The following is a 21,372-nucleotide window of genomic DNA, read 5'->3' on the forward strand; positions in this document are numbered from 1 at the left end:
ATGGGGACCGCTGCATGAACACCCTCGCCCGCCTCGCCCGCGCCGAATGGGGACTGCTGTACGTCACCGTGCGCGAGGCACTCGCCAGACAGCGTTGGCGGGCGATGCCGGTGACGCTCGGGGCCGTCTGTCTGACGGCCCTCCTCCAGTTCGTGCAGAACCAGTCCTGGGGCTTCCAGTTCGTGCAGGACATCGGCTCCGTACGGGCCGAGGAGCCGCTCTGGCTCGCCCTGCTGCGCACCCCGCTCTCCCTGTTCGTGCCGGCCCTCGACCTGCCGGTGTGGGGCGCGCTGCTGCAACTCCTCGTCGTGTTCGGGATCGCCGAGATCTGTCTGGGCTGGTGGCGGATGCTCGTCATCGCGTACGCCGCCACGCTGGCCGGCACGCTCTACGCGCGCGTGGCGATCTCACTGAGCCCGGGCAACCCGCTGGCGCTGCCCGTGACGGACGCGCAGGTCGTGGACACCGGGCCCTCGGCGGCCGTGGTCGGCCTCGCCGTCTTCGTCGCCTGGCGCTATCGCGCGTACTGGACGGGGTGGGGGGTGGTCGCGGCGATGGTGGTCGAGGTGGCGTTCAAGGGGAACCTCGCGGGCAAGGAGCACATCGCCGCGCTCGCCGCGGTCTTCGTGCTGTACGGGATCTCGATCCTGCGTCACCGCCAACGCTACCGCCGCCGTCACCGTCACCGTCACCGTCGGCCGGGCAGGGACCGGACGGGATCCGGTTTTCCGCCGATCCAGTCCTGAAGCTTGCGGCGCGGGCCGAACCAGCGGCGGTCGTGGTGGTAGGCGCGCAGGATCGACCTGGCCCGGGCGCGCGGCCTGCGGCGGTAGAAGCGCTTGGCCCACGGGGAGACCGGACGCGCCAGCCGGACGGCGCCGATGAGGGCGACGAACGGGACGATCACGCCGAAGATCGCCATGCGGGCCTTGCCCTTGCTCAGGGCGAGCAGGGCGAAGAGGAAGTTCAGGGCGACGCTCAGGATGACCCCGCCGCGGTCCTGGAGTTCCTCCTGGGTCATGTCGTTGACCCCGAACGGCAGGAACCCGCCGAGCACCAGGCCGACAAGGGCCGCCGTGACCAGGACGACCTCGACGCTCTTGCGGCCCTCCTCGCTCCAGTACACGTCGTCGAGGTGCAGGATCAGCGCGAACTCGTCGAGCACCAGCCCGGCGCCCATCCCGAAGACGACCGCGAACAGGGAGGCGCCGAAGCCGTGCCGGGAGCTGGATACCGCGCCGAAGCCGCCGATCACCGTCAGGACGACACCGGGCACGACGTGGTGGATGTGCAGACCGCCCGCCTTGACGTTGCCGAACGGCCCCTTGCCCGCGCGGATGAGGCGGACGATGACACGAGTGATCACAAAGGTCAGCACGAAGGAGGCGAGTGCCAGCAGCAGTGGCAGCTTTCCGGGTTCGATGATGTTCCTCTGCAACCAATGACCCATATTGCGCACTTTATCCGCGGCTCTCGTGCCCGGCCGCCGCACCCGTCCTCGGCCGGCCCGCCCTCTCGCCGGGTACCCTGCGCCGGTGTCCAGGACCCCTCTCCCCGACGGCCTCCGCTTCGCCTTCGGCACTCTGACCGTGCTCCCCGTCACGGTCACCCGCTGGGACCGTGAGGCGGCGCGCGGCGGAATGCTGTGCGCCCCCGTCGCCGGGCTGGTCGTCGGGGCGGGCGCGGCCCTGACAGGCGTGACGCTGCTCGCGATGGGCGCGGGCCCGCTGCTGGCCGCCGTCGCCACCGCCGCCGTACCGGCCGCGCTCACCCGTGGCCTGCATCTCGACGGGCTCGCCGACACCGCGGACGGCCTCGGCAGCGGCAAGGCCGCCGAGGACGCGCTGCGCATCATGAAGCAGTCCGACATCGGCCCGTTCGGCGTGATCACCCTGCTCTTCGTGCTGCTGGCGCAGGTCGCCGCGCTCTTCCAGGCCTACGAGGCCTCGTGGGCGCGGGGTGTGCTCGCGGCCGTCGTCTCGGCGACCGCGGCCCGTCTCGCCCTCACCCTGGCCGCGCGCACCGGGGTGCCCCCGGCCCGCCCCGAGGGCCTGGGTGCCGCCGTCGCGGGCACGGTGCCCGTGCGCGGCGCCCTGCTGGTGACCCTCGCCGTCACCGTCGCGGCGGCCGGCGCCGGCGCGCTCCTCGGCACGTACGGCCTCGTACGCGCCCCACTGGCCGTCCTCGCCGCCTGCGCGACCGCCGAACTGCTCCTGCGTCACTGCACACGCCGCTTCGGCGGCATCACGGGCGATGTCTTCGGCGGCCTCGCCGAGACGGCGGCGACCACCGCCCTCGTGGCGCTCTCCCTCGGCTGAACTTCCCCCGCGCTCGCCCGACGCGTGTGACGCGGGTCACCAAAGGTGAGAGGTGTGACGTGGAGATGACGTCGCCGGGAGGTGAACGCCCGTAGGAATGAGCGAAACCCGGCGGCGCGCGTAGGCTCGTCCCGACTATGTGCCACCCAGGTAAAGACACTCCCTGAGGCCGGATCTAGGGTCATTCGTCAGGGCCCGGTCGACCCATCCCTACTCGGCCGCAGCAAATCAATGGAAGCGAGATCTCACCACAGTGACTGCTCTGACTCTCAGCACCGCCGCGGCGTCCGGCCTGCGGGCCGACGCGATCGTCGTCGGTGTCGCGAAGGGCGCCAAGGGCCCGGTCGTCGCACCGGGCGCCGAGGCCGTGGACAAGGCGTACGACGGCGCACTCGCCGGAATCCTGGAGACCCTCGGCGCATCCGGCGGCGAGGGTGAGGTGACGAAGCTGCCCGCACCGACCGGCTTCAAGGCGCCCGTCGTCGTGGCCGTCGGGCTGGGAGCCGTCCCGGAGAAGGACGACACGTTCAGTGCCGAGGCGCTGCGCCGCGCGGCCGGTGCCGCGGCCCGCGCGCTCGCCGGTGCCAAGAAGGCCGTCTTCGCCCTGCCGATCACCGACGCCGCGGACGCGGGCGTCCTGGCGGAGGGCGCGGCGCTCGGCGCGTACGCCTTCGACGCCTACAAGGAGAACGGCAAGGACGCGAAGAACGCCAAGGCCCCGCTCGCCGAGGTCACCCTGCTCGGCGGCAAGCCCCGGGACGCGGCGTACAAGGCGGCCCTCGCGCGCGCCATCGCCGTGACCGAGGAGCTCAACCGCGCCCGCGACCTCATCAACACCCCCCCGAACGACCTCTACCCCGAGGCGTTCGCCGCCGTCGCCACCGCCGCCGGCAAGGAGCACGGCATCAAGGTGCAGGTGCTCGACGAGAAGGCCCTCCAGAAGGGCGGCTTCGGCGGCATCCTCGGCGTCGGCGCGGGCTCGGCCGCCGCTCCCCGCCTGGTGAAGCTGTCGTACACCTCCTCGAAGGCGACCAAGCACCTCGCGTTCGTCGGCAAGGGCATCACCTACGACTCGGGCGGCATCTCCCTCAAGCCCGCCGGGCACAACGAGACGATGAAGTGCGACATGAGCGGTGCGGCGGCGGTCTTCGCCGCCGTGGTCGCCGCGGCGCGCCTCGGCCTCGAGGTCAACGTCACCGGCTGGCTGGCACTCGCCGAGAACATGCCCTCCGGGTCCGCCACCCGCCCCGGTGACGTGCTGCGCATGTACAGCGGCAAGACCGTCGAGGTCCTCAACACCGACGCCGAGGGCCGCCTCGTGCTCGCCGACGCGCTGTGGAAGGCGTCCGAGGAGAAGCCGGACGCGATCATCGACGTGGCGACGCTGACCGGAGCGATGGTGCTCGCGCTCGGCAACCGCACCTTCGGCGTGATGGCCAACGACGACGCGTTCCGTACGGCGATCGTCGAGGCCGCGGAGGAGGTCGGCGAGGAGTCCTGGCCGATGCCGCTGCCGGAGCACCTGCGCAAGGGGATGGACTCCCCGACCGCCGACATCGCCAACATGGGCGAGCGGATGGGCGGCGGCCTGGTCGCCGGTCTGTTCCTGAAGGAGTTCGTGGGCGAGGGCATCACGTGGGCGCACCTGGACATCGCCGGGCCCGCGTTCAACGAGTCCGGCCCGTTCGGCTACACGCCGAAGGGCGGTACGGGGTCGGCGGTGCGGACGCTGGTGCGGCTCGCCGAGCTGACCGCCGCGGGCGATCTCGGCTAGGACCTGTCGTGTGGATCAGGCCGCCTCACGACGCGGCGCCTGATCAACGCCAGTGAGCGGGGTCCGGCGCGTGCGGCCGCAAGGCGGGAGGAGGGAGTCGTGGCGGAGCCATGGCGACCGACGACAACGCCGCAGCTGTGCGTGCCGGACCCCGCGGCCCGGGCCTGATCCGAACGACAGGCCCCAGGGGTGTTCCGCGGCCGCGGGTGATTCGCGGCCGATCGTGCGGTACCTCCGCGTCCTTGTCGGGGCGCGAAGGTACCCCCTGTATTCGGACAGTGCGACTTCTCACACACCGGCCCGGCGTCTCGAACGCTCCGGACAAGTGCGAAGATGGGTTCTCGGCAGGACAGGGCCCCCACCACAGGGCCGAAGAAGAGCGGCCGGACACCAGCCGCCGACCGGTCACTGGAGACCGGCGTGGCGCACATGCATGGAGGACGTGACGTGGCGAACGACGCCAGCACCGTTTTCGACCTAGTGATCCTCGGCGGTGGCAGTGGCGGTTACGCCGCGGCGCTCCGCGGGGCGCAGCTGGGCCTGGACGTCGCCCTGATCGAGAAGGACAAGGTCGGAGGCACCTGCCTGCACCGGGGATGCATCCCCACCAAGGCCCTGCTGCACGCGGGCGAGATCGCCGACCAGGCCCGCGAGAGCGAGCAGTTCGGCGTCAAGGCCACCTTCGAGGGCATCGACGTCCCGGCCGTCCACAAGTACAAGGACGGGGTCATCTCGGGCCTCTACAAGGGCCTGCAGGGTCTCATCGCGTCCCGCAAGGTGACGTACATCGAGGGTGAGGGCCGACTGTCCTCCCCCACCTCGGTCGACGTGAACGGCCGGCGCATCCAGGGCCGCCACGTGCTGCTCGCGACCGGCTCCGTGCCGAAGTCGCTGCCGGGCCTGGTGATCGACGGCAACCGGATCATCTCCTCCGACCACGCGCTGGTCCTGGACCGCGTCCCGCAGTCCGCGATCGTGCTCGGCGGCGGCGTCATCGGCGTCGAGTTCGCCTCCGCGTGGAAGTCCTTCGGCACCGACGTGACGGTGATCGAGGGCCTCAAGCACCTCGTCCCGGTCGAGGACGAGAACTCCTCCAAGCTTCTTGAGCGCGCGTTCCGCAAGCGCGGCATCAAGTTCAACCTGGGCACCTTCTTCTCGAAGGCCGAGTACACCCAGAACGGTGTCAAGGTCACCCTCGCCGACGGCAAGGAGTTCGAGGCCGAGGTCCTGCTCGTCGCCGTCGGCCGCGGCCCGGTCTCGGCCGGTCTCGGCTACGAGGAGCAGGGCGTCGCGATGGACCGCGGCTATGTCCTGGTCGACGAGTACATGCGGACGAACGTCCCGACCATCTCCGCCGTCGGTGACCTGGTCCCGACGCTCCAGCTCGCGCACGTCGGCTTCGCCGAGGGCATCCTGGTGGCAGAGCGTCTGGCCGGCCTCAAGACCGTTCCGATCGATTACGACGGCGTGCCCCGGGTGACGTACTGCCACCCCGAGGTCGCCTCCGTGGGCATCACCGAGGCCAAGGCCAAGGAGCTCTACGGCGCGGACAAGGTCGTCGCCCTGAAGTACAACCTCGCGGGCAACGGCAAGAGCAAGATCCTCAACACTGCGGGCGAGATCAAGCTCGTCCAGGTGAAGGATGGTGCCGTGGTCGGCGTCCACATGGTCGGCGACCGCATGGGCGAGCAGGTCGGCGAAGCCCAGCTGATCTACAACTGGGAGGCGCTGCCCGCCGAGGTCGCCCAGCTCATCCACGCCCACCCGACGCAGAACGAGGCGCTCGGCGAGGCCCACCTGGCCCTCGCGGGCAAGCCGCTGCACTCGCACGACTGACCAGTCCCCGGCTGATCTCAGTCACCGCGTCGCCCCTGGGCGCGACGACGACCACAGACTTCCGCACCATTCGTAAGGAGCAACAGAAACCATGGCGGTTTCCGTAACCCTTCCGGCGCTCGGTGAGAGCGTCACCGAGGGCACTGTCACTCGCTGGCTGAAGGCCGAGGGCGAGCGCGTCGAGGCCGACGAGCCGCTGCTCGAGGTGTCGACCGACAAGGTCGACACCGAGATCCCCTCCCCCGCCGCCGGTGTGCTCGCCTCCATCAAGGTCGCCGAGGACGAGACGGTCGAGGTCGGCGCCGAGCTGGCCGTCATCGACGACGGCACGGGCGCGCCCGCCGCCGCCCCCGCTCCGGCCGCCGAGCCCGTGGCCGCCCCGGCCCCGGCTCCGGCCGCGCCCGCCCCGGTCGCCGAGGCCCCCGCGGCCCCGGCCCCCGCCGCCCCTGCGGCCCCCGCCGCCGCTCCGGCCGGTGGCGCCTCCGGTACCGACGTCGTGCTGCCCGCACTGGGCGAGTCGGTCACCGAGGGCACCGTCACCCGCTGGCTGAAGGAGGTCGGCGAGGAGGTCGCGGAGGACGAGCCGCTGCTCGAGGTCTCCACGGACAAGGTCGACACCGAGATCCCCGCGCCGGTCGCCGGCGTGCTGCTGGAGATCGTGGTGGGCGAGGACGAGACCGCCGAGGTCGGCGCGAAGCTCGCCGTCATCGGTGCCCCGGGCGCGGCTCCGGCCGCCGCTCCGGCTCCCGCGGCTGCGGCCCCCGCCGCTGCCGCCCCGGCCCCGGCCGCCCCCGCGGCTCCGGCGCCCGCCCCGGCCCCGGCCGCCCCGGTCGCGCCCCCGGCTCCGGTCCAGGCCGCCGCCCCGGCCGCGCCCGCCACGCCGGCTCCGGCCCCCGCGCCGGTCGCCGCGGTTCCGGCGCCCGCCGCGCCCGCCGGTGACGACGGCGCGTACGTGACCCCGCTGGTGCGCAAGCTCGCCGCGGAGAACAACGTCGACCTGGCCTCCGTCAAGGGCACCGGCGTCGGCGGTCGTATCCGCAAGCAGGACGTCATCGCCGCCGCCGAGGCCGCGAAGGCCGCCGCGGCCGCCCCGGCTCCGGCCGCTGCCGCTGTGACTGCCGGTGGCCAGGCGGCCAAGAAGGCGCCGACCCTGGAGGTCTCCCCGCTGCGCGGTCAGACCGTCAAGATGACCCGCATCCGCAAGGTCATCGGCGACAACATGGTGAAGGCCCTGCACGAGCAGGCCCAGCTGTCCTCGGTCGTCGAGGTCGACATCACCCGCCTGATGAAGCTCCGCGCGCAGGCGAAGGACTCCTTCGCGGCCCGCGAGGGCGTCAAGCTCTCCCCGATGCCGTTCTTCGTGAAGGCGGCGGCCCAGGCGCTGAAGGCCCACCCGGCCGTCAACGCCCGGATCAACGTGGACGAGGGCACGATCACCTACTTCGACACCGAGAACATCGGTATCGCGGTGGACTCGGAGAAGGGCCTGATGACCCCGGTCATCAAGCACGCGGGCGACCTGAACATCGCCGGCATCGCCAAGGCCACCGCCGACCTGGCGGGCAAGGTCCGGGCGAACAAGATCACTCCGGACGAGCTGTCCGGCGCGACCTTCACCGTCTCCAACACCGGCTCGCGCGGCGCGCTCTTCGACACGATCATCGTGCCGCCGAACCAGGTCGCGATCCTCGGCATCGGTGCCACGGTCAAGCGTCCGGCCGTCATCGAGACGCAGGAGGGTACGGTCATCGGCGTCCGCGACATGACCTACCTGACGCTCTCCTACGACCACCGTCTGGTCGACGGCGCCGACGCGGCCCGTTACCTGACCGCGGTCAAGGCGATCCTGGAGGCGGGCGAGTTCGAGGTCGAGCTCGGGCTGTAACCGCCCCGGCCCCGCTTGCGCGCTGCCCCCGTCCGGAACCTTCCGGGCGGGGGCTTCGCGTGTGCGCGGACAGGTCACGGCGGCTTCAGAGCGCTGTCCGGCCACAGCGCCAGGCGCCGAACTTCTGCGCACCGTCCGGCTTGACGAAGACACACGCCCCGCCGGAGGCGGCCGAGGTGCCGAGGGCCCGCGTCGCACTCGGCCGCGCGGCCACCCCGTGTCCCCGGCCCGCACGCCGCCACGGCCACGACCGCCCGGCCGCCAGAGCCCAGCGGAACCCCCGCTTCCGTCCCCATCCGCCCTTGCCAGCCCCCGGGCGTCCGCGGGAGCCCCCCGTGGGAATCCCCGCGCCGAAACCCCTGCGCCGGCCCACACACCGTGCCGGGCCCGCGGGATCTCGGGGTGACACGGACGTGACGCCTCCGGACCCCCACCCGGTACGGGTCTTTACGTCCGCGGCCGTTCTGACAGCGTGTAAGTCTCGTCTCACCTGCATGAAAGCGCCCCCGTACGCCTCTCTCCGACGGGGATGCGGCCTTATTGTCTAAAGGTCAAACGCCCTTGGGCCCGGCCCGCCCCCAGCGAAGGAGCCCCTCATGACCGCGCCCGTCGTCCACTCGCTGCGCGAACAGATCCGCGAGCACATCGTGGAGGGGATCGTCAGCGGGCGCTGGAAGCCGGGTGAGCGGATCGTCGAGCGGCGGATCGCGACCGAGCTGGAGGTCAGCCAGACTCCGGTGCGGGAGGCACTGCGCGAACTGGAGTCGCTGCGGCTGATCGAGTCGGCGCCCAACAAGGGTGTGCGCGTGCGCAACCTGACGGCCGCCGACCTGGAGGAGAGCTACCCCGTACGGGCCGGTCTGGAGGCCATCGCGGCGGAGCTGGCGGCCGAGCGGCTCGCCCAGGACTGCTCGGCCCTGGAGCCGCACGTCACGGCGTTGTACGAGGCCGACCGGCTGTCGGACGGCACCGGCCAGGTCCGCCACACCGTCGCCTTCCACCGCGAACTCGTGCGCGCCGCGGGCAACTCCGTCCTCCTGCACACCTGGGAGGGCCTGGGCATCGAGGTCTTCACCGCCCTGTCCATCCGCTGGCTGGGAACCGTCCAGCAGTCGTACGCGGAGGAGCACGAGGCGCTCGTGGACGCCTTCCGCCGCCGGGACCCGCTGATCGCCGACCTGGTGAAGGCACACGTGCTGGGCTGCGCGCCGCGCCCGTGACACAGCCGAGCGCACCCACGCTCACCTGGGAAACCCCTGGGAATCCAAGGCACCCGGTGCCTGTCGACAAGGCACCCCGTGCCGACTTTCGCGATACGAAGAGGTTTTCGCCTTCGCCCCTTTGATCGATCATCGATCAGGGAGTTACAGTCAGCGCTGGGCTCCCACCAGAGCCCGCCGCCCTGTCCTGCCAAAGACATGAGGGCACCCCCGAAAACCCCTTGCCGATGAGGGAACCCCCCTCCGCATCCGGAAGGCGGCGCAATGACCGACCCCACCGCAATCCAGCCGAGCGAGCTCGACCAGCTCCCGGACCGCGACCCCGAGGAGACCGCCGAATGGCAGGCCTCCCTGGACGCCGTCACCCAGGCGGCCGGGCCGCACCGTGCCGCGTACCTGATGCGCCGCACGCTGGAGCGCGCCGAGGGCAACGGTCTCGCGCTGCCCAAGCTGCTTGAGACCGACTACGTCAACACCATCCCCACCGCCGCCGAGCCCGTCGTGGACGGCGACGAGGCGATGGAGGCCCGGATCACCGCCTGGAACCGCTGGAACGCGGCCGCGATGGTGACCCGGGGCGCGAAACACGGCGTCGGCGGCCACATCGCCACCTTCGCCTCCGCGGCCTGGCTCTACGAGACCGGCTTCAACCACTTCTTCAAGGGCAAGGAGTCCCAGGAGGCTCCCGGCTCCGGCGACCAGCTGTACATCCAGGGCCACGCCTCCCCCGGCATCTACGCCCGCGCCTTCCTCGACGGCCGGCTCACCGAGCAGCACCTCGACAACTTCCGCCAGGAGGCGGCCGGCAACGGCCTCCCGTCGTACCCGCACCCGCGGCGCCTGCCCTGGCTCTGGGAGTTCCCGACCGTCTCCATGGGCCTCGGCCCGCTGTCGGCGATCTACCAGGCGCGCTTCAACCGCTATCTGACCAGCCGCGGCATCAAGGACGTCTCGCAGTCCCACGTGTGGGCGTTCCTCGGCGACGGCGAGATGGACGAGCCCGAGTCGACCGCGGCACTCGCACTCGCCTCCCGCGAGGGCCTGGACAACCTGACCTTCGTCATCAACTGCAACCTGCAGCGCCTCGACGGCCCGGTCCGCGCCAACTTCAAGATCGTGCAGGAGCTGGAGGCCCAGTTCCGCGGCGCCGGCTGGAACGTCGTGAAGTCGCTGTGGGGCTCGGCCTGGGACGAGCTGTTCCAGCTCGACACCACGGGCGCGCTCGTACGCCGCCTGCGCGAGGTACCCGACGCGCAGGTGCAGACGTACCAGACCCGCGACGCCGCCTACATCCGCCAGGACTTCTTCGGCGCCGACCCGGCGCTCGTCGAGATGGCGAAGCTGCTGAGCGACGACAAGATCACCGAGTGCTTCCACCTTTCCCGCGGCGGCCACGAGTCCCGCAAGGTGTACGCGGCCTACCGCGCCGCCCTCGCCCACAAGGGCGCGCCGACGGTGATCCTGGCCCAGACGGTCAAGGGCTTCACGCTCGGTGAGGGCTTCGCGTCCAAGAACGCCAACCACCAGATGAAGAAGCTGTCGACGGACGAGTTCAAGCAGATGCGTGACCTGCTCGAGCTGCCCATCTCCGACAGCCAGTTCGTCGACGGCCAGGTTCCCTACGGCCACCCGGGCGCCGACTCCCCCGAGGTCCGTTACCTCCAGGAGCGCCGCGCGGCCCTCGGCGGCCCGGCCCCGGCCCGCCGTACGCACGCGCTCGCCCCGCTGCCCGCCCCCGCCGACAAGGCGTTCGCGTCCTTCGACAAGGGCTCCGGCTCGCAGAACGTGGCGACCACGATGGCCTTCGTCCGCCTGGTCAAGGACCTGGTCCGCGACAAGGAGACCGGGAAGCGCTGGGTGCCGATCGTCCCCGACGAGGCGCGCACCTTCGGCATGGAGAGCCTCTTCCCCTCCCTCGGCATCTACTCGCCCAAGGGCCAGACGTACGAGCCGGTCGACCGCGACCAGCTGATGTACTACAAGGAGGCCAAGGACGGCCAGATCCTCAACGAGGGGATCACCGAGGCCGGCTCCATGGCGGACTTCATCGCCGCGTCCACCGCGTACGCCACGCACGGCGAGGCGATGATCCCCTTCTACATCTTCTACTCGATGTTCGGCTGGCAGCGCACGGCCGACCAGATGTGGCAGCTCGGCGACCAGCTCGGCCGCGGCTTCCTCGTCGGCGCCACGGCCGGCCGTACGACGCTGACGGGCGAGGGCCTCCAGCACGCCGACGGCCACTCCCCGGTCATCGCGGCGACCAACCCGGCCGCCCTGTCCTACGACCCGGCGTTCGCGTACGAGATCGCGACGATCGTCAAGGACGGTCTGCGCCGGATGTACGGCGAGGCGGCCCCGGGCGAGGACTCGAACGTCTTCTACTACCTGACGGTCTACAACGAGCCGATGCCGCAGCCCGCCAAGCCGGGCGGCCTCGGTATCGACGAGGGCATCGTCAAGGGCCTGTACCGCTTCAACACGGCCGAGTCGGCGGGCCTGTCCCCGGTCGCCAACGCCCCGCGCATCCAGCTGCTGGGCTCCGGCACGGCGATCCACTGGACCCTCCAGGCGCAGAAGCTGCTCGCCGAGGAGTGGGGCGTGGCCGCCGACGTGTGGTCCGCGACCTCCTGGACGGAGCTGCGGCGCGACGCGCTGGAGGCCGACGCGGCCCTGTTGCGCGGCGAGGAGCGGGTGCCGTTCGTCCGCCAGTCGCTGCACGGCGCCGAGGGCCCGGTGCTCGCGGTCTCCGACTACATGCGCCAGGTCCCGGACCAGATCGCGCAGTGGGTCGAGCAGGACTACTCCTCGCTCGGTGCCGACGGCTTCGGCCTCTCCGACACCCGTGAGGCGGCCCGTCGCCACTTCGGCGTCGACGCGCAGTCGATCGTCGTCGCGGCGCTGGCGCAGCTGGCACGGCGGGGCGAGGTCAAGGCGTCCGCGGTGAAGGAAGCGCGGGAGCGCTACGGACTCTGACGGTCCGCCTGTTTCAGGTGTTTCATGAGGGGCGCGGTGGCTACGGCCGCCGCGCCCCTCGGCGTTCCCGCGCGCTCCTCGGCGCTCCGGCCGCGCCCCTTCGCTGTCAGTGGGGCCCGGCATCATGGCCGTATGCGTGCTGCCCGCCTGATCAAGATGGTGCTGCTGCTCCAGTCGCGGCCGTCGATGACCGCCGCCGAGCTGGCGCGGGAGCTCGAGGTGTCCGAGCGGACGATCACGCGGGACGCGCAGGCGCTGTCGGAGGCGGGGGTTCCGGTGTACGCGGACCGGGGCAGAGCCGGGGGCTACCGCCTGATCGGCGGCTACCGCACCCGGCTGACGGGCCTGGCCCGGACGGAGGCGGAGGCGCTGTTCCTGAGCGGGGTGCCGGGGGCCCTGCGGGACATGGGACTGGAGGACGCCGCCTCCGCCGCGCGCCTGAAGGTGTCCGCCGCCCTCCTCCCCTCCCTGCGGGACGCCTCGCGGGCGGCGGGACAGCGGTTCCATCTGGACGCGCCCGCGTGGTTCGACGAGCCCGAGACGCCCGAGCTGCTGCCCGCCGTCGCGGAGGCGGTCTGGGACGACCGTCGGATCACCGCGGGGTACCGGCGCGGGACGGCCGAGGTGGAGCGGGTGCTCGAACCGTACGGGCTCGTGCTGAAGGCGGGCGTCTGGTACCTGTGCGCGCGGGTGCCGGAGCCCGGGTCGGCCGGATCCGGCCCCTTCCGGGTCTACCGGATCGACCGCTTCACGGAGGTGAAGCCGGCCACGGAGTGCTTCATCCGGGAGGACGGGTTCGACCTGCCCGGGTTCTGGGCAGAGCGGGCCGAGCAGTTCGCACGGTCCATCCTGCGGGCGGAGGCCGTCGTACGGCTGTCTCCCGAGGGCGTGCGGAGACTTCCGTACGTCGTCGACCCCGCGTCCGCGAGAGAGGCGCTGGGCGGGTGCGGTGACCCTGACGGGCGGGGCTGGGTGACGGTCGTCCTCCCCGTCGAGTCCGAGGAGGTCGCGCATGGGCAACTGACGGGGCTCGGTCCCGAGGTGGAGGTGCTCTCCCCCGCGGCGCTGCGGGACCGGTTCGCGGAGGATGCGGTGCGGCTGGCGGCGCTGTACCGGTGACGGGGGAGCGCCTCGGGAAAACGCCTTGTAGCTGGCGGTTTTACCGTCGGCATGTGCACGCATAACAATCTGCGGCACTCCGCGTGCGTCACTCCCGTTCAGGCCCGATGCTTGACCCGTGATGGACGAGACGGAGTTCTGGGAGCTGGTGGACACGACCCGCGAGGCCGTCGAGGGCGACCCCGAGGACCACGCCGACCTGCTCGTCGAGCGGCTCGTCCAGCGGGACCCGGACGCCGTGCTCGACTTCGCCCGTCACTTCGAGGCCCGCTACAACCGCGCCTACCGCTGGGATCTGTGGGGCGCGGCGTGGGTCCTGCTCGACGGGGTGAGCGACGACGCGTTCGACTTCTTCCGGTGCTGGCTGATCGGCCAGGGCCGGGAGGTCTTCGAGGGCGCGATGCATGATCCCGACGCGCTCGCGGACCTCCTGGACGACTTCGACGAGGATCTCGACGGGGACGGTGAGGAGCTCGGGTACGCCGCGGACGAGGCGTACGAGCAGCTGACCGGGGTCGTCGCGCCCGATCTGGGCATTCCGCCGGCGTCGCCCGAGCCGGAGGGGACGCCGCTCGACTTCGAGAACGAGTCCGTGCTGGCCGAGCGCTATCCCAAGCTGTGGGAGCGTTTCAGGGGCTGAGGCAACGTGGCGTACGGGATGGCGTACGGCACATGTACCTCGTGATTCTCGTGACTCCCGTGATTCTCATGGGCGTGGTACGGGGGTGCGGCGTTGGCTCGGTCCAGTGCCGAGGCGGTGGCCGCGGCGGGTCCCACGAGGACCGTCACCACAGCGCAGGCCACGGTCCACGGGGTCCGCAAAGCGGTGTTCCAACCCCCCGCGCCGGCCGCCTTGTTCGCCTTGCCCGCCTTCTCGGTACGCCTGCTGCTCATCTTCCCCACCTCCAGTCGGCTGTTACGAGAAGGACACTAGAGAGCGGCGATCTGAGACACCGTTGACTCGACTGTGGGTTGTCTGTGAACACGTCTCTCGCCCCCGCCGCCCCTACCCGTCCCATCCCTGGGGGCTGCCGCCCCCAGCCCCCCCGCTTCGGCCTGAACGCCCTCGTCCTCAAACGCCGGACAGGCTGAAAACGCGGGGCGAAGCCCCGCCCCAGGGCGCGGGGAACTGCGCGAGCAACCCCCACCAGCCCGCCAGCCAAACAAATCAGACAGGCACGGGATGCGGGGCGAAGCCCCGCCCCAGGGGCGCGGGGAACTGCGCGAGCGGCCCCCGCCGGCCCGTCAGCCGAACGGCTTGGGACGGACGGGGGGCGGGGCGGAGCCCCGTTCGGAGGGCGTGGGGACGGCCGCGGTCAGCGGCCCTGGAGGTGGGCGGCCCGGGATCGGATGCGGGGAAGTTGGGACGTCAGCGCGGCGCCGGGACAGTTGGTCATGAAGCCCGCGTCATGGCCGGCCAGCGTAGGCAGAACCGCACTCGTACCGGCGGTGTAACGGCTGAGGTCGTTGCTGGACACGAGCCGCACCGTGGCACGGGGATCCACGTCGGACAACCCCAGCTTCCACGCCGCCAACGCGGCGATCGCCTCGGTCATCACCCGCGGCACCGGCGTCCCCGCCCCGAACGTACCAATGGCCGCGATCCCCGCGGTGCCGTGGTTGAACCCCTGCGTATGCGCACCGGTGACGGCCCGGTCGACCCCACCCGCCCGCCCCTCGTAGATCGTGCCGCAGCGGTCGACGAGGAAGTTGTACCCGATGTCGTCCCACCGCCGGACACCGGTCTGACCGGCGTAGAGGGAGCGGATGATGCGGGGCACGTCGGCGCACTTGTACGCGTTCGGCGAGTCGGTGTGGTGCACGAAGACCGCGACGACGTGGTCGTCGTAGCGGGCGGGCGGCTGCGCGTGCCTGCTCCCGGCGTCCAGCCACCGCGACCGCGGCACGATGACGGGCCGCGCCGCGCGATGCGGCCCCGCGGGCAGCGGCGCGGCCACCGGCCGCTCGCGCTCGACGACCGTCCGGTCGGCCGTCCGGTCGGCCCTCCGATCGACCCCCGCCACACACACCATCAGCGCGAGCACGGCGAGCAGACCGGGCACGCACCCGAGCACGACGGCGGCACGCCGCGTCCACACCCTCCGCGTGAGCCGCGTCCATGCCCCCCGCGCCTTTCGGAAGACACGCATGGAGCCACCCTGACCCGGTTCCGATCACTCCGCGATGTGTGCTGTGCCACCTGGTGGAACCATCGTCCTGGTCCGGGACGTTTTTACAGGTCCACGCACACGTGGCCGTTTCCGGGCTCCACGCGCGCGTGCCTGATCACTGGGCCTGCCCCACGCGTACTAAGGGGCCCAAGAGAAAGGCGGCTCCGTGGACCTGCTCGACATCCTGCTGTTGCTGGTGATCCTTGCCTACGCGGCGTCCGGCTACCGGCGCGGGCTGGTCGCCGGCTGTGTCTCGCTGGCCGGTTTCGTGGGCGGTGCCGTCATCGGCGTATGGGTGCTGCCGTGGATGATGGACCTGGTGACGGCGGGGACGTCGGCGGCGACGGTGACCGCCGTGCTGACGGTGCTGGTACCCGCCGTGGTGGGCCACGAGCTGGCGGGCCGGCTGGCGCTGAAGCTGCGCCGCGAGCTGGACCAGGGGCCGCTGCGGGTGGCCGACGGGGTCGGCGGGGCGGCGGCGAACACGGTGGCGGTGCTGCTGGTGGCCTGGGTCGCCGCGAGCGTCCTGGGAGCCTCCTCGTCCACCCTCATCACCCAGTCGATCCGCAACTCCGCGCTGCTGGGCGCCGTACAGACGGCGATGCCGGACACCACGCCCACCTGGTTCTCGCGGGCCACCTCGGCGCTGACGGAGGCGGGTTTCCCGCAGGTCTTCAACCCGTTCGAGAACGAGCCGACGGCGGGTGTCGCCAAGCCCTCCGGCGACAGCGTCACCGCGGCCGCGACGAGCGCCGCCAAGCTCAGCACGGTGAAGATCGAGGGCGCCGCGGGCAACCAGGGCCGGGAGGGCAGCGGGTTCGCGTACGCGGCGCAGCACGTGATGACCAACGCCCACGTGGTGGCGGGCATCGACAACCCGACCGTGCGGGTGGGCGGTGTGGGCCGCGTGTACCCGGCGCGGGTGGTGTTCTTCGACCCGCGCAAGGACGTCGCGGTCCTGTACGTCCCGGACCTCAGGGTCCCCCTCCTGCGCTTCGACGACAACGCCAAGCGCGGCGACTCGGCGGTCGTCGCGGGCTATCCGCAGGACGGCGGGCTGGATCTCCAGGCGGCCACGGTCGCCAACAGGATCAACGCGCGGGGCCAGAACATCTACAACTCGAGCATGGTCACCCGGGAGATCTACTCGATCCGCTCCACCGTCCGCCCCGGCAACTCCGGCGGCCCGCTCCTCACCACCGACGGCAGGGTGTACGGCGTCGTGTTCGCCCGCTCGACCTCGGACGACGAGACGGGTTACGTCCTGACGGCCGACGAGGTCGCGGGCGACGCCCGGCGCGCGGCGGCCGCGACGACACCGGTGGACACGGGCGACCTGATCACCTCGTGATCACAGAGAGCGGCCCATGAACACGTCGTCGACGTACTCGCCGTCGAGCAGGAACTCCTCGGGCAGGACGCCCTCCACCGCGAAGCCCTCGGACTCGTACAGCTTCCGTGCCGGGGCGTTGTGCCCGAGGACGCGCAGCGTGATCCGCCGGGCGCCCTGCCGTCGCGCCTCGTCCAGCACCGCCCGCAGCAGCGCCCGCCCGACTCCGGCGCGCCGCGCCTCCTCCGCGATGGCGAGTCCCTGGATCTGCCGGACGTGGGAGTTGCAGGCGAGGGGCGTGGGATAGCCCAGCCGGATGTAGCCGACGAGGACGCCGTCGAGTTCGGCGACGTGGTGGTCCCAGGGGCCGAACCGCTCGTTGTAGAAGGGTTCGTACGGCGGCTGGGGGCGCGGCTGGACGGCGTGCAGGGTGGACCAGGTGGCGCGGTCGAGACGGCCGAGCGCGTCCTCGTCGTCGAGGGTGGCGATGCGTATGTGCGGTACCGGCATGAAGGTCACTTTACGGCGGGGCAGTGGAGTCCCGTCCCGCGCTTTTCCGGCGCGCGCGGCAGGATGGGCGCATGAACGACTCACCGCTCGCTGCGGATTCCCGTAGGTCCCGTATCGCGATCGCCGGCGCGTCCGGCCTGATCGGTTCGGCGCTGACGCGCTCCCTGACCGCGGACGGACACGAGGTGGTCCGCCTCGTACGGCGTGCGCCCCGCGGGAAGGACGAGGTGCGGTGGGATCCGGACGGGCGGCGGATGGACGCCGCGGGGCTCGCCGGGTGCGCGGCGGTGGTCAATCTCGCGGGGGCGGGGGTCGCCTCGCGGCGGTGGACGGAGGCGTACAAGCGGCAGATCCTGGACAGCCGGGTGCGGGGGACGGCGACGCTGGCCGCGGCGGTGGCCTCTCTCGACGAGCGGCCGGGGGTGTTCGTCAACGGGAGTGCGATCGGGTTCTACGGCGAGACGGGCGACCGGGTGGTGGACGAGTCGGCGCCGCCCGGGGAGGGGTTCCTTCCCTCCGTGTGCGTGGCCTGGGAGGGGGCGGCGGCGCCGGCCCAGGAGGCGGGCGTCCGTACCGTCTTCGCCCGTACGGGGCTGGTGGTGGCCCGTGAGGGCGGGGCGTGGGGGAAGCTGTTTCCGCTCTTCAGGGCGGGGCTCGGGGGGCGGATGGGGGACGGCCGCCAGTACTGGAGCTACATCTCCCTCCATGACGAGGTGGCCGCGATCCGGCATCTCATCGACACGTCGTCGCTGTCCGGGCCGGTGAACCTCACCGCGCCGACGCCGCTCACCAACCGGGAGATCACCGAGGCGATGGGGCGCGTCCTGCACCGGCCCACCGTCTTCCCCACCCCGGCTCCCCTCCTGCGCCTCGCCCTCGGCGACATGTCCGGCGACATCCTGGGCAGCCAGCGCGTCCACCCCACCCGTCTGCTGTCCTCCGGCTTCACCTTCGCCTTCCCGTCGATCGAGGGGGCGTTGCGAGCGGCGCTGCACTGACAACGGTTTTCGCCCCCGCCGCCCCTACCCGTCCCATCCCCACGTGGGGGCTCCGCCCTCAGACCCCCGCTCGGCCTGAACGGCCTCGTCCTCAAACGCCGGACGGGCTGGAAGACGCGCGCCGGCGCCCCGTCAGGGGCGCGGGGAACGGCGCGCCAGGCCCCCACGCGCCCGCAGCCGAAGAGACCGTGCACCCCCATGCGACCGTGCACGCCCGACGCGCGACTGTCCGCGGCCCCCGACGCACCTACCCTCGAGCCGAACTCGGGTATCCCCAGGGCCCGTTGGGGGCATGACGTTCCCACCGGCCGCGCAACCTCGAGGAGGGGTACGTGCTAGAGCCCGTAAGCAAGGCGGACGTGGACGTCGTCATCGTCGGGGCCGGAGCCGCGGGACTCGCGGCCGCCCAGCACCTGACCAGGGCGGGCCTCACGACGAAGGTTCTGGAGGCCGCCCCCACCGTGGGCGGCCGCATGGCGACGGAGAAGGTGGACGGCTTCCGGCTCGACCGGATCGGCCGGCTCCTGTCCACCTCGTACCCCGAACTGCACCGCACCCCGGGCCTGAACGCCCTGGCCCTGCGCCCGTTCTCGCCGGGCGTGCTGCTGCACAGCGACGGCCGCCACCACCGCGCCGCCGCCCCCACCATCCCCCGGAGCGCAAGGGGCGCACTCACCGCCGCGCGCGCCCTCGCAAGCGCCCCCCGTCTCCCCCGGAGCCAGGCCTCCCGCCCCGGCCCTCTCGGCGGCCACCTCGACCAGACCCGCCTGGCCACCGCCCTCGCCCGCCTCGCCGTCACACCACCCGAACGCCTGCTCACCCGCCCGGACCTCCCCACCGCGCAGGCGCTGACCACCCGTGGTCTGCCGCCCCGTACGGTCGACGGCTTTCTGCGCCCCCTGCTCGCCGCACTCCTGTGCGACCCGGCCCTCGCCACCTCCAGCCGCGCCGCCGACCTGGCCCTGCATGCGTTCGCGTCGGGCCGGCTGTGTCTGCCGGAGGGCGGCGCGGACACCCTGCCGGAGCTCCTCGCGGCCTCCCTGCCCCCGGGCACCGTCCACACCGGCGTCGAGGTCACCGCGGTCTCCACGACCACCGTGACGACGAAGGACCACGGCGAACTCACCTGCCGGGCCATCCTGCTGGCGACCGGAGCCCGCGCCGCGGCCCGGCTGCTGCCCGGTCTGCGCGTCCCGGCCTTCCATCCGGTGACGGTCCTGCACCACACCACGGACGAGCCCCCGTTGACCGACCCGTCCCTGCTGCTGGACGCCGACCGCAGCGGCCCGGTGGCACAGACGGCGGTCATCAGCCAGGTCGACCCGTCCCGCGCCCCCGCCGGCCGGGCGCTCGTCTCCTCGACGGTGCTGGGCACTCCCCCGGCCGCCGCCCACCTGGACACCGCGGTCCGCGCCCAACTGGCCCGCCTCTACGGCACGTCGACGACGCGCTGGGAACTCCTCGCGGTCCACCACACCCGTGACGCGGTCCCCGCGATGCCCCCGCCGCACGACCTGCGCCGCCCTGTACGCCTCCTGGCGGGCCTGTACGTCTGCGGGGACCACCGGGACACCGGGACGGTCCAGGGCGCCCTGCATTCGGGCCGCCGGGCCGCCCACGCCCTCATGACGGACCTGGGCGCCCGTCCGGCCACGACGGAGGAGCATCCGGTGGAAACGGCGGCCTGAGTCAGCCCAGGGCCGCCACCCGATCCCGGTAGCCCCGTACGGGTGCCGCGTCCCGGTACGGTTCGAGCCGCCGCTCGAAGTCCCGTACGTACTCGACGGCCCGGACCGACCGCATCTCCGCCGCCTGCCCCGCGGCCTCGGCGCCCAGCAGGCAGGCCTGGTCGAGCTCCCCGAGCCCGAGCCGTGCCGAGGCGAGCACCACCCGGCAGAACAGCCGGCTGCGCGCGAAGCCGGGCGCCCGCAACTGCAGCGAGCGCTCGGCGTGCTGCGCCGCGGCCCGGTACTGCTGCAGATCACGGTGGCAGTGCCCGAACTCGTCGGCGAGCTGCGCCTCGTCGAAGAACCGCGCCCAGAGCGGGGCCTCGTCCCCCGGCCGGGCGGATTCGAGGGCCCGCTCGGCGCGCACCAGCGACGCCGTGCAGGCCCGCACCTCCCCGAGTACGCCGTGCCCGCGCGCCTCCACGGAGTGCAGCAGCGCCTGGACGACGGGCGGTACGGACGAACCGACGCCCTGCTGCGCGACCCGGGCGAGCTGCACGGCCTCGCGCCCGTGGCCGAGGTAGACCGCCTGCCGGCTCATGGTGACCAGGACGTACGCGCCGTACGCCCGGTCACCGGCCGCCTGCGACAGCCGCAGCGCCTGCACGAAGTAGCGCTGCGCGAGCCCGTGCGCGGCGATGTCGTACGAGGTCCAGCCGGCGAGGCGGGTCAGGTCGGCGGCGGCCGCGAACAGGCGCCGCCCGGTCTGCTCGCCGTACGCGCCGCGCAGCATGGGCTCGGCCTCGTGCTCCAGGTAGCGGACCAGGGCCTGGCGGGCGTGGCCGCCGCCGTAGGCGTGGTCGAGGGCGCGGAACAGTTCGCCCACCGAGCGCAGGGCGGCGATGTCCCCGCCCGTGACCTTCTGGCCGGGGCCGCGTTCGGTCTGGCTGCGCTGGCGGGGGACCGCGGGGCGCCCCTGGGCGGGGATGCGTGCGGCGGCCGGGTCGCCGCGGCTCACCCGGTCGTCGGCCCGTCCGATCAGCCAGTCGCGGCTGGGGACGACGAGTCCCGCCGGGGTGAACGCGATCTTGCGGAGCTCGGCGTGGCTGCCGGAGTCCTTGCGCCACAGCCCGCTGACGATGTCGACGGCCTCCTCCGGGGTCGCGGCGAACTCGAGGCCCGCGTAGACGGGCGCGCAGGCGTCGAGCCCGAGGTCCTGCGCGGTGAGGCGGCGGCCGAGGCGCCGTGTGAACACCTCGGCGATGAGGGCGGGTGTGGTGCCACGGGGCTGCTGCCCGCGCAGCCACCGCGTCACCGATGTCTTGTCATATCTCAGGTCAAGTCCGTGTTCGAGGCCGAGCTGGTCAACGCGGCGGGCGAGACCTGCGTTGGAGAACCCCGCTTCTGCGATGAGCGCGGCGAGCTGGCGATTGGGAGTGCGCTGCGCGGGTCGTTCCGTCATCTGCGGTGCGGTCTCCTGCCTTCCGGGCATCACTGGGTGCCCGGATTGCCTGTGAGCAGCCCTTATGGCCTCGTGGACGGCGCGAATGTAGCGGAGAGTAAGCGCC

General features: G+C 72.4%; 15 protein-coding genes and 1 pseudogene. 12 read left to right on the forward strand and 4 right to left on the reverse strand.

The window, feature by feature from the left end; translation table 11 throughout:
• The first annotated feature begins 14 nt into the window (after positions 1 to 14).
• Positions 15 to 746, forward strand: a complete 732-nt coding sequence (locus ACIQTP_RS19395) for a hypothetical protein (RefSeq protein WP_403401258.1) — start codon at positions 15 to 17, stop codon at positions 744 to 746.
• On the opposite strand, the gene ACIQTP_RS19400 is transcribed toward ACIQTP_RS19395, so the two are convergent.
• Complete coding sequence (locus tag ACIQTP_RS19400) at positions 689 to 1,450, reverse strand: hypothetical protein (RefSeq protein WP_403401260.1); 762 nt, start codon at positions 1,448 to 1,450, stop codon at positions 689 to 691. The two genes, ACIQTP_RS19395 and ACIQTP_RS19400, sit on opposite strands and share 58 nt — an antisense overlap.
• Positions 1,451 to 1,535: 85 nt before the next feature.
• On the opposite strand from ACIQTP_RS19400, the gene ACIQTP_RS19405 reads away from it, so the two are divergent.
• From ACIQTP_RS19405 to ACIQTP_RS19440, 8 genes are all read left to right on the forward strand, one after another.
• Positions 1,536 to 2,318, forward strand: a complete 783-nt coding sequence (locus tag ACIQTP_RS19405; protein ID WP_403401262.1) for an adenosylcobinamide-GDP ribazoletransferase — start codon at positions 1,536 to 1,538, stop codon at positions 2,316 to 2,318.
• A 253-nt stretch (positions 2,319 to 2,571) separates the two neighbouring features.
• Positions 2,572 to 4,092, forward strand: a complete 1,521-nt coding sequence (locus tag ACIQTP_RS19410; protein ID WP_403401264.1) for a leucyl aminopeptidase — start codon at positions 2,572 to 2,574, stop codon at positions 4,090 to 4,092.
• Positions 4,093 to 4,539: 447 nt separating this feature from the next.
• Complete coding sequence (gene lpdA, locus ACIQTP_RS19415) at positions 4,540 to 5,928, forward strand: dihydrolipoyl dehydrogenase (protein WP_403401266.1); 1,389 nt, start codon at positions 4,540 to 4,542, stop codon at positions 5,926 to 5,928.
• 91 nt (positions 5,929 to 6,019) lie between these two features.
• Positions 6,020 to 7,813 (forward strand): 2-oxoglutarate dehydrogenase, E2 component, dihydrolipoamide succinyltransferase, encoded by a 1,794-nt coding sequence (sucB, locus tag ACIQTP_RS19420; protein WP_403401267.1) that lies wholly within the window; start codon positions 6,020 to 6,022, stop codon positions 7,811 to 7,813.
• Positions 7,814 to 8,409: 596 nt separating this feature from the next.
• On the forward strand, positions 8,410 to 9,033 hold the full coding sequence (locus tag ACIQTP_RS19425; protein WP_054230749.1) for a GntR family transcriptional regulator: 624 nt from the start codon (positions 8,410 to 8,412) through the stop codon (positions 9,031 to 9,033).
• Between the two features lie 264 nt (positions 9,034 to 9,297).
• Positions 9,298 to 12,009 (forward strand): pyruvate dehydrogenase (acetyl-transferring), homodimeric type, encoded by a 2,712-nt coding sequence (gene aceE, locus ACIQTP_RS19430; protein ID WP_403401269.1) that lies wholly within the window; start codon positions 9,298 to 9,300, stop codon positions 12,007 to 12,009.
• Positions 12,010 to 12,141: 132 nt separating this feature from the next.
• A complete protein-coding gene (locus tag ACIQTP_RS19435; RefSeq protein ID WP_403401271.1) occupies positions 12,142 to 13,128 on the forward strand; it encodes a helix-turn-helix transcriptional regulator in 987 nt (328 codons plus the stop codon).
• Between the two features lie 121 nt (positions 13,129 to 13,249).
• Complete coding sequence (locus ACIQTP_RS19440) at positions 13,250 to 13,768, forward strand: DUF4240 domain-containing protein (RefSeq protein ID WP_402037570.1); 519 nt, start codon at positions 13,250 to 13,252, stop codon at positions 13,766 to 13,768.
• 676 nt (positions 13,769 to 14,444) lie between these two features.
• On the opposite strand, the gene ACIQTP_RS19445 is transcribed toward ACIQTP_RS19440, so the two are convergent.
• Positions 14,445 to 15,161, reverse strand: coding sequence for a peptidoglycan recognition protein (locus ACIQTP_RS19445; RefSeq protein ID WP_403401575.1), 717 nt, complete (start codon positions 15,159 to 15,161; stop codon positions 14,445 to 14,447).
• 304 nt (positions 15,162 to 15,465) lie between these two features.
• Between ACIQTP_RS19445 and ACIQTP_RS19450 the strand changes: the two genes are divergently transcribed.
• The gene (locus tag ACIQTP_RS19450; RefSeq protein ID WP_403401273.1) at positions 15,466 to 16,650 is read left to right on the forward strand and encodes a MarP family serine protease; all 1,185 of its coding nucleotides are present in this window, start codon (positions 15,466 to 15,468) and stop codon (positions 16,648 to 16,650) included.
• Here ACIQTP_RS19450 and ACIQTP_RS19455 read toward each other — a convergent pair whose 3' ends face one another.
• Positions 16,651 to 17,139, reverse strand: a complete 489-nt coding sequence (locus tag ACIQTP_RS19455) for a GNAT family N-acetyltransferase (RefSeq protein ID WP_403401275.1) — start codon at positions 17,137 to 17,139, stop codon at positions 16,651 to 16,653.
• Positions 17,140 to 17,210: 71 nt separating this feature from the next.
• On the opposite strand from ACIQTP_RS19455, the gene ACIQTP_RS19460 reads away from it, so the two are divergent.
• Positions 17,211 to 18,137: a TIGR01777 family oxidoreductase gene (locus ACIQTP_RS19460; protein WP_403401277.1), complete on the forward strand. Its 927-nt coding sequence runs from the start codon at positions 17,211 to 17,213 to the stop codon at positions 18,135 to 18,137.
• 326 nt (positions 18,138 to 18,463) lie between these two features.
• A pseudogene (locus ACIQTP_RS19465) lies at positions 18,464 to 19,825 on the forward strand (NAD(P)/FAD-dependent oxidoreductase); the annotation flags it as partial.
• Between the two features lies 1 nt (position 19,826).
• On the opposite strand, the gene ACIQTP_RS19470 reads toward ACIQTP_RS19465, so the two are convergent.
• Entirely contained in the window at positions 19,827 to 21,266 is a 1,440-nt protein-coding gene (locus tag ACIQTP_RS19470) for a regulator (RefSeq protein WP_403401279.1), read from the reverse strand.
• Positions 21,267 to 21,372: the final 106 nt, after the last annotated feature.

The organism is Streptomyces sp. NPDC090798 (assembly GCF_044768965.1).
Lineage (GTDB): Bacteria > Actinomycetota > Actinomycetes > Streptomycetales > Streptomycetaceae > Streptomyces.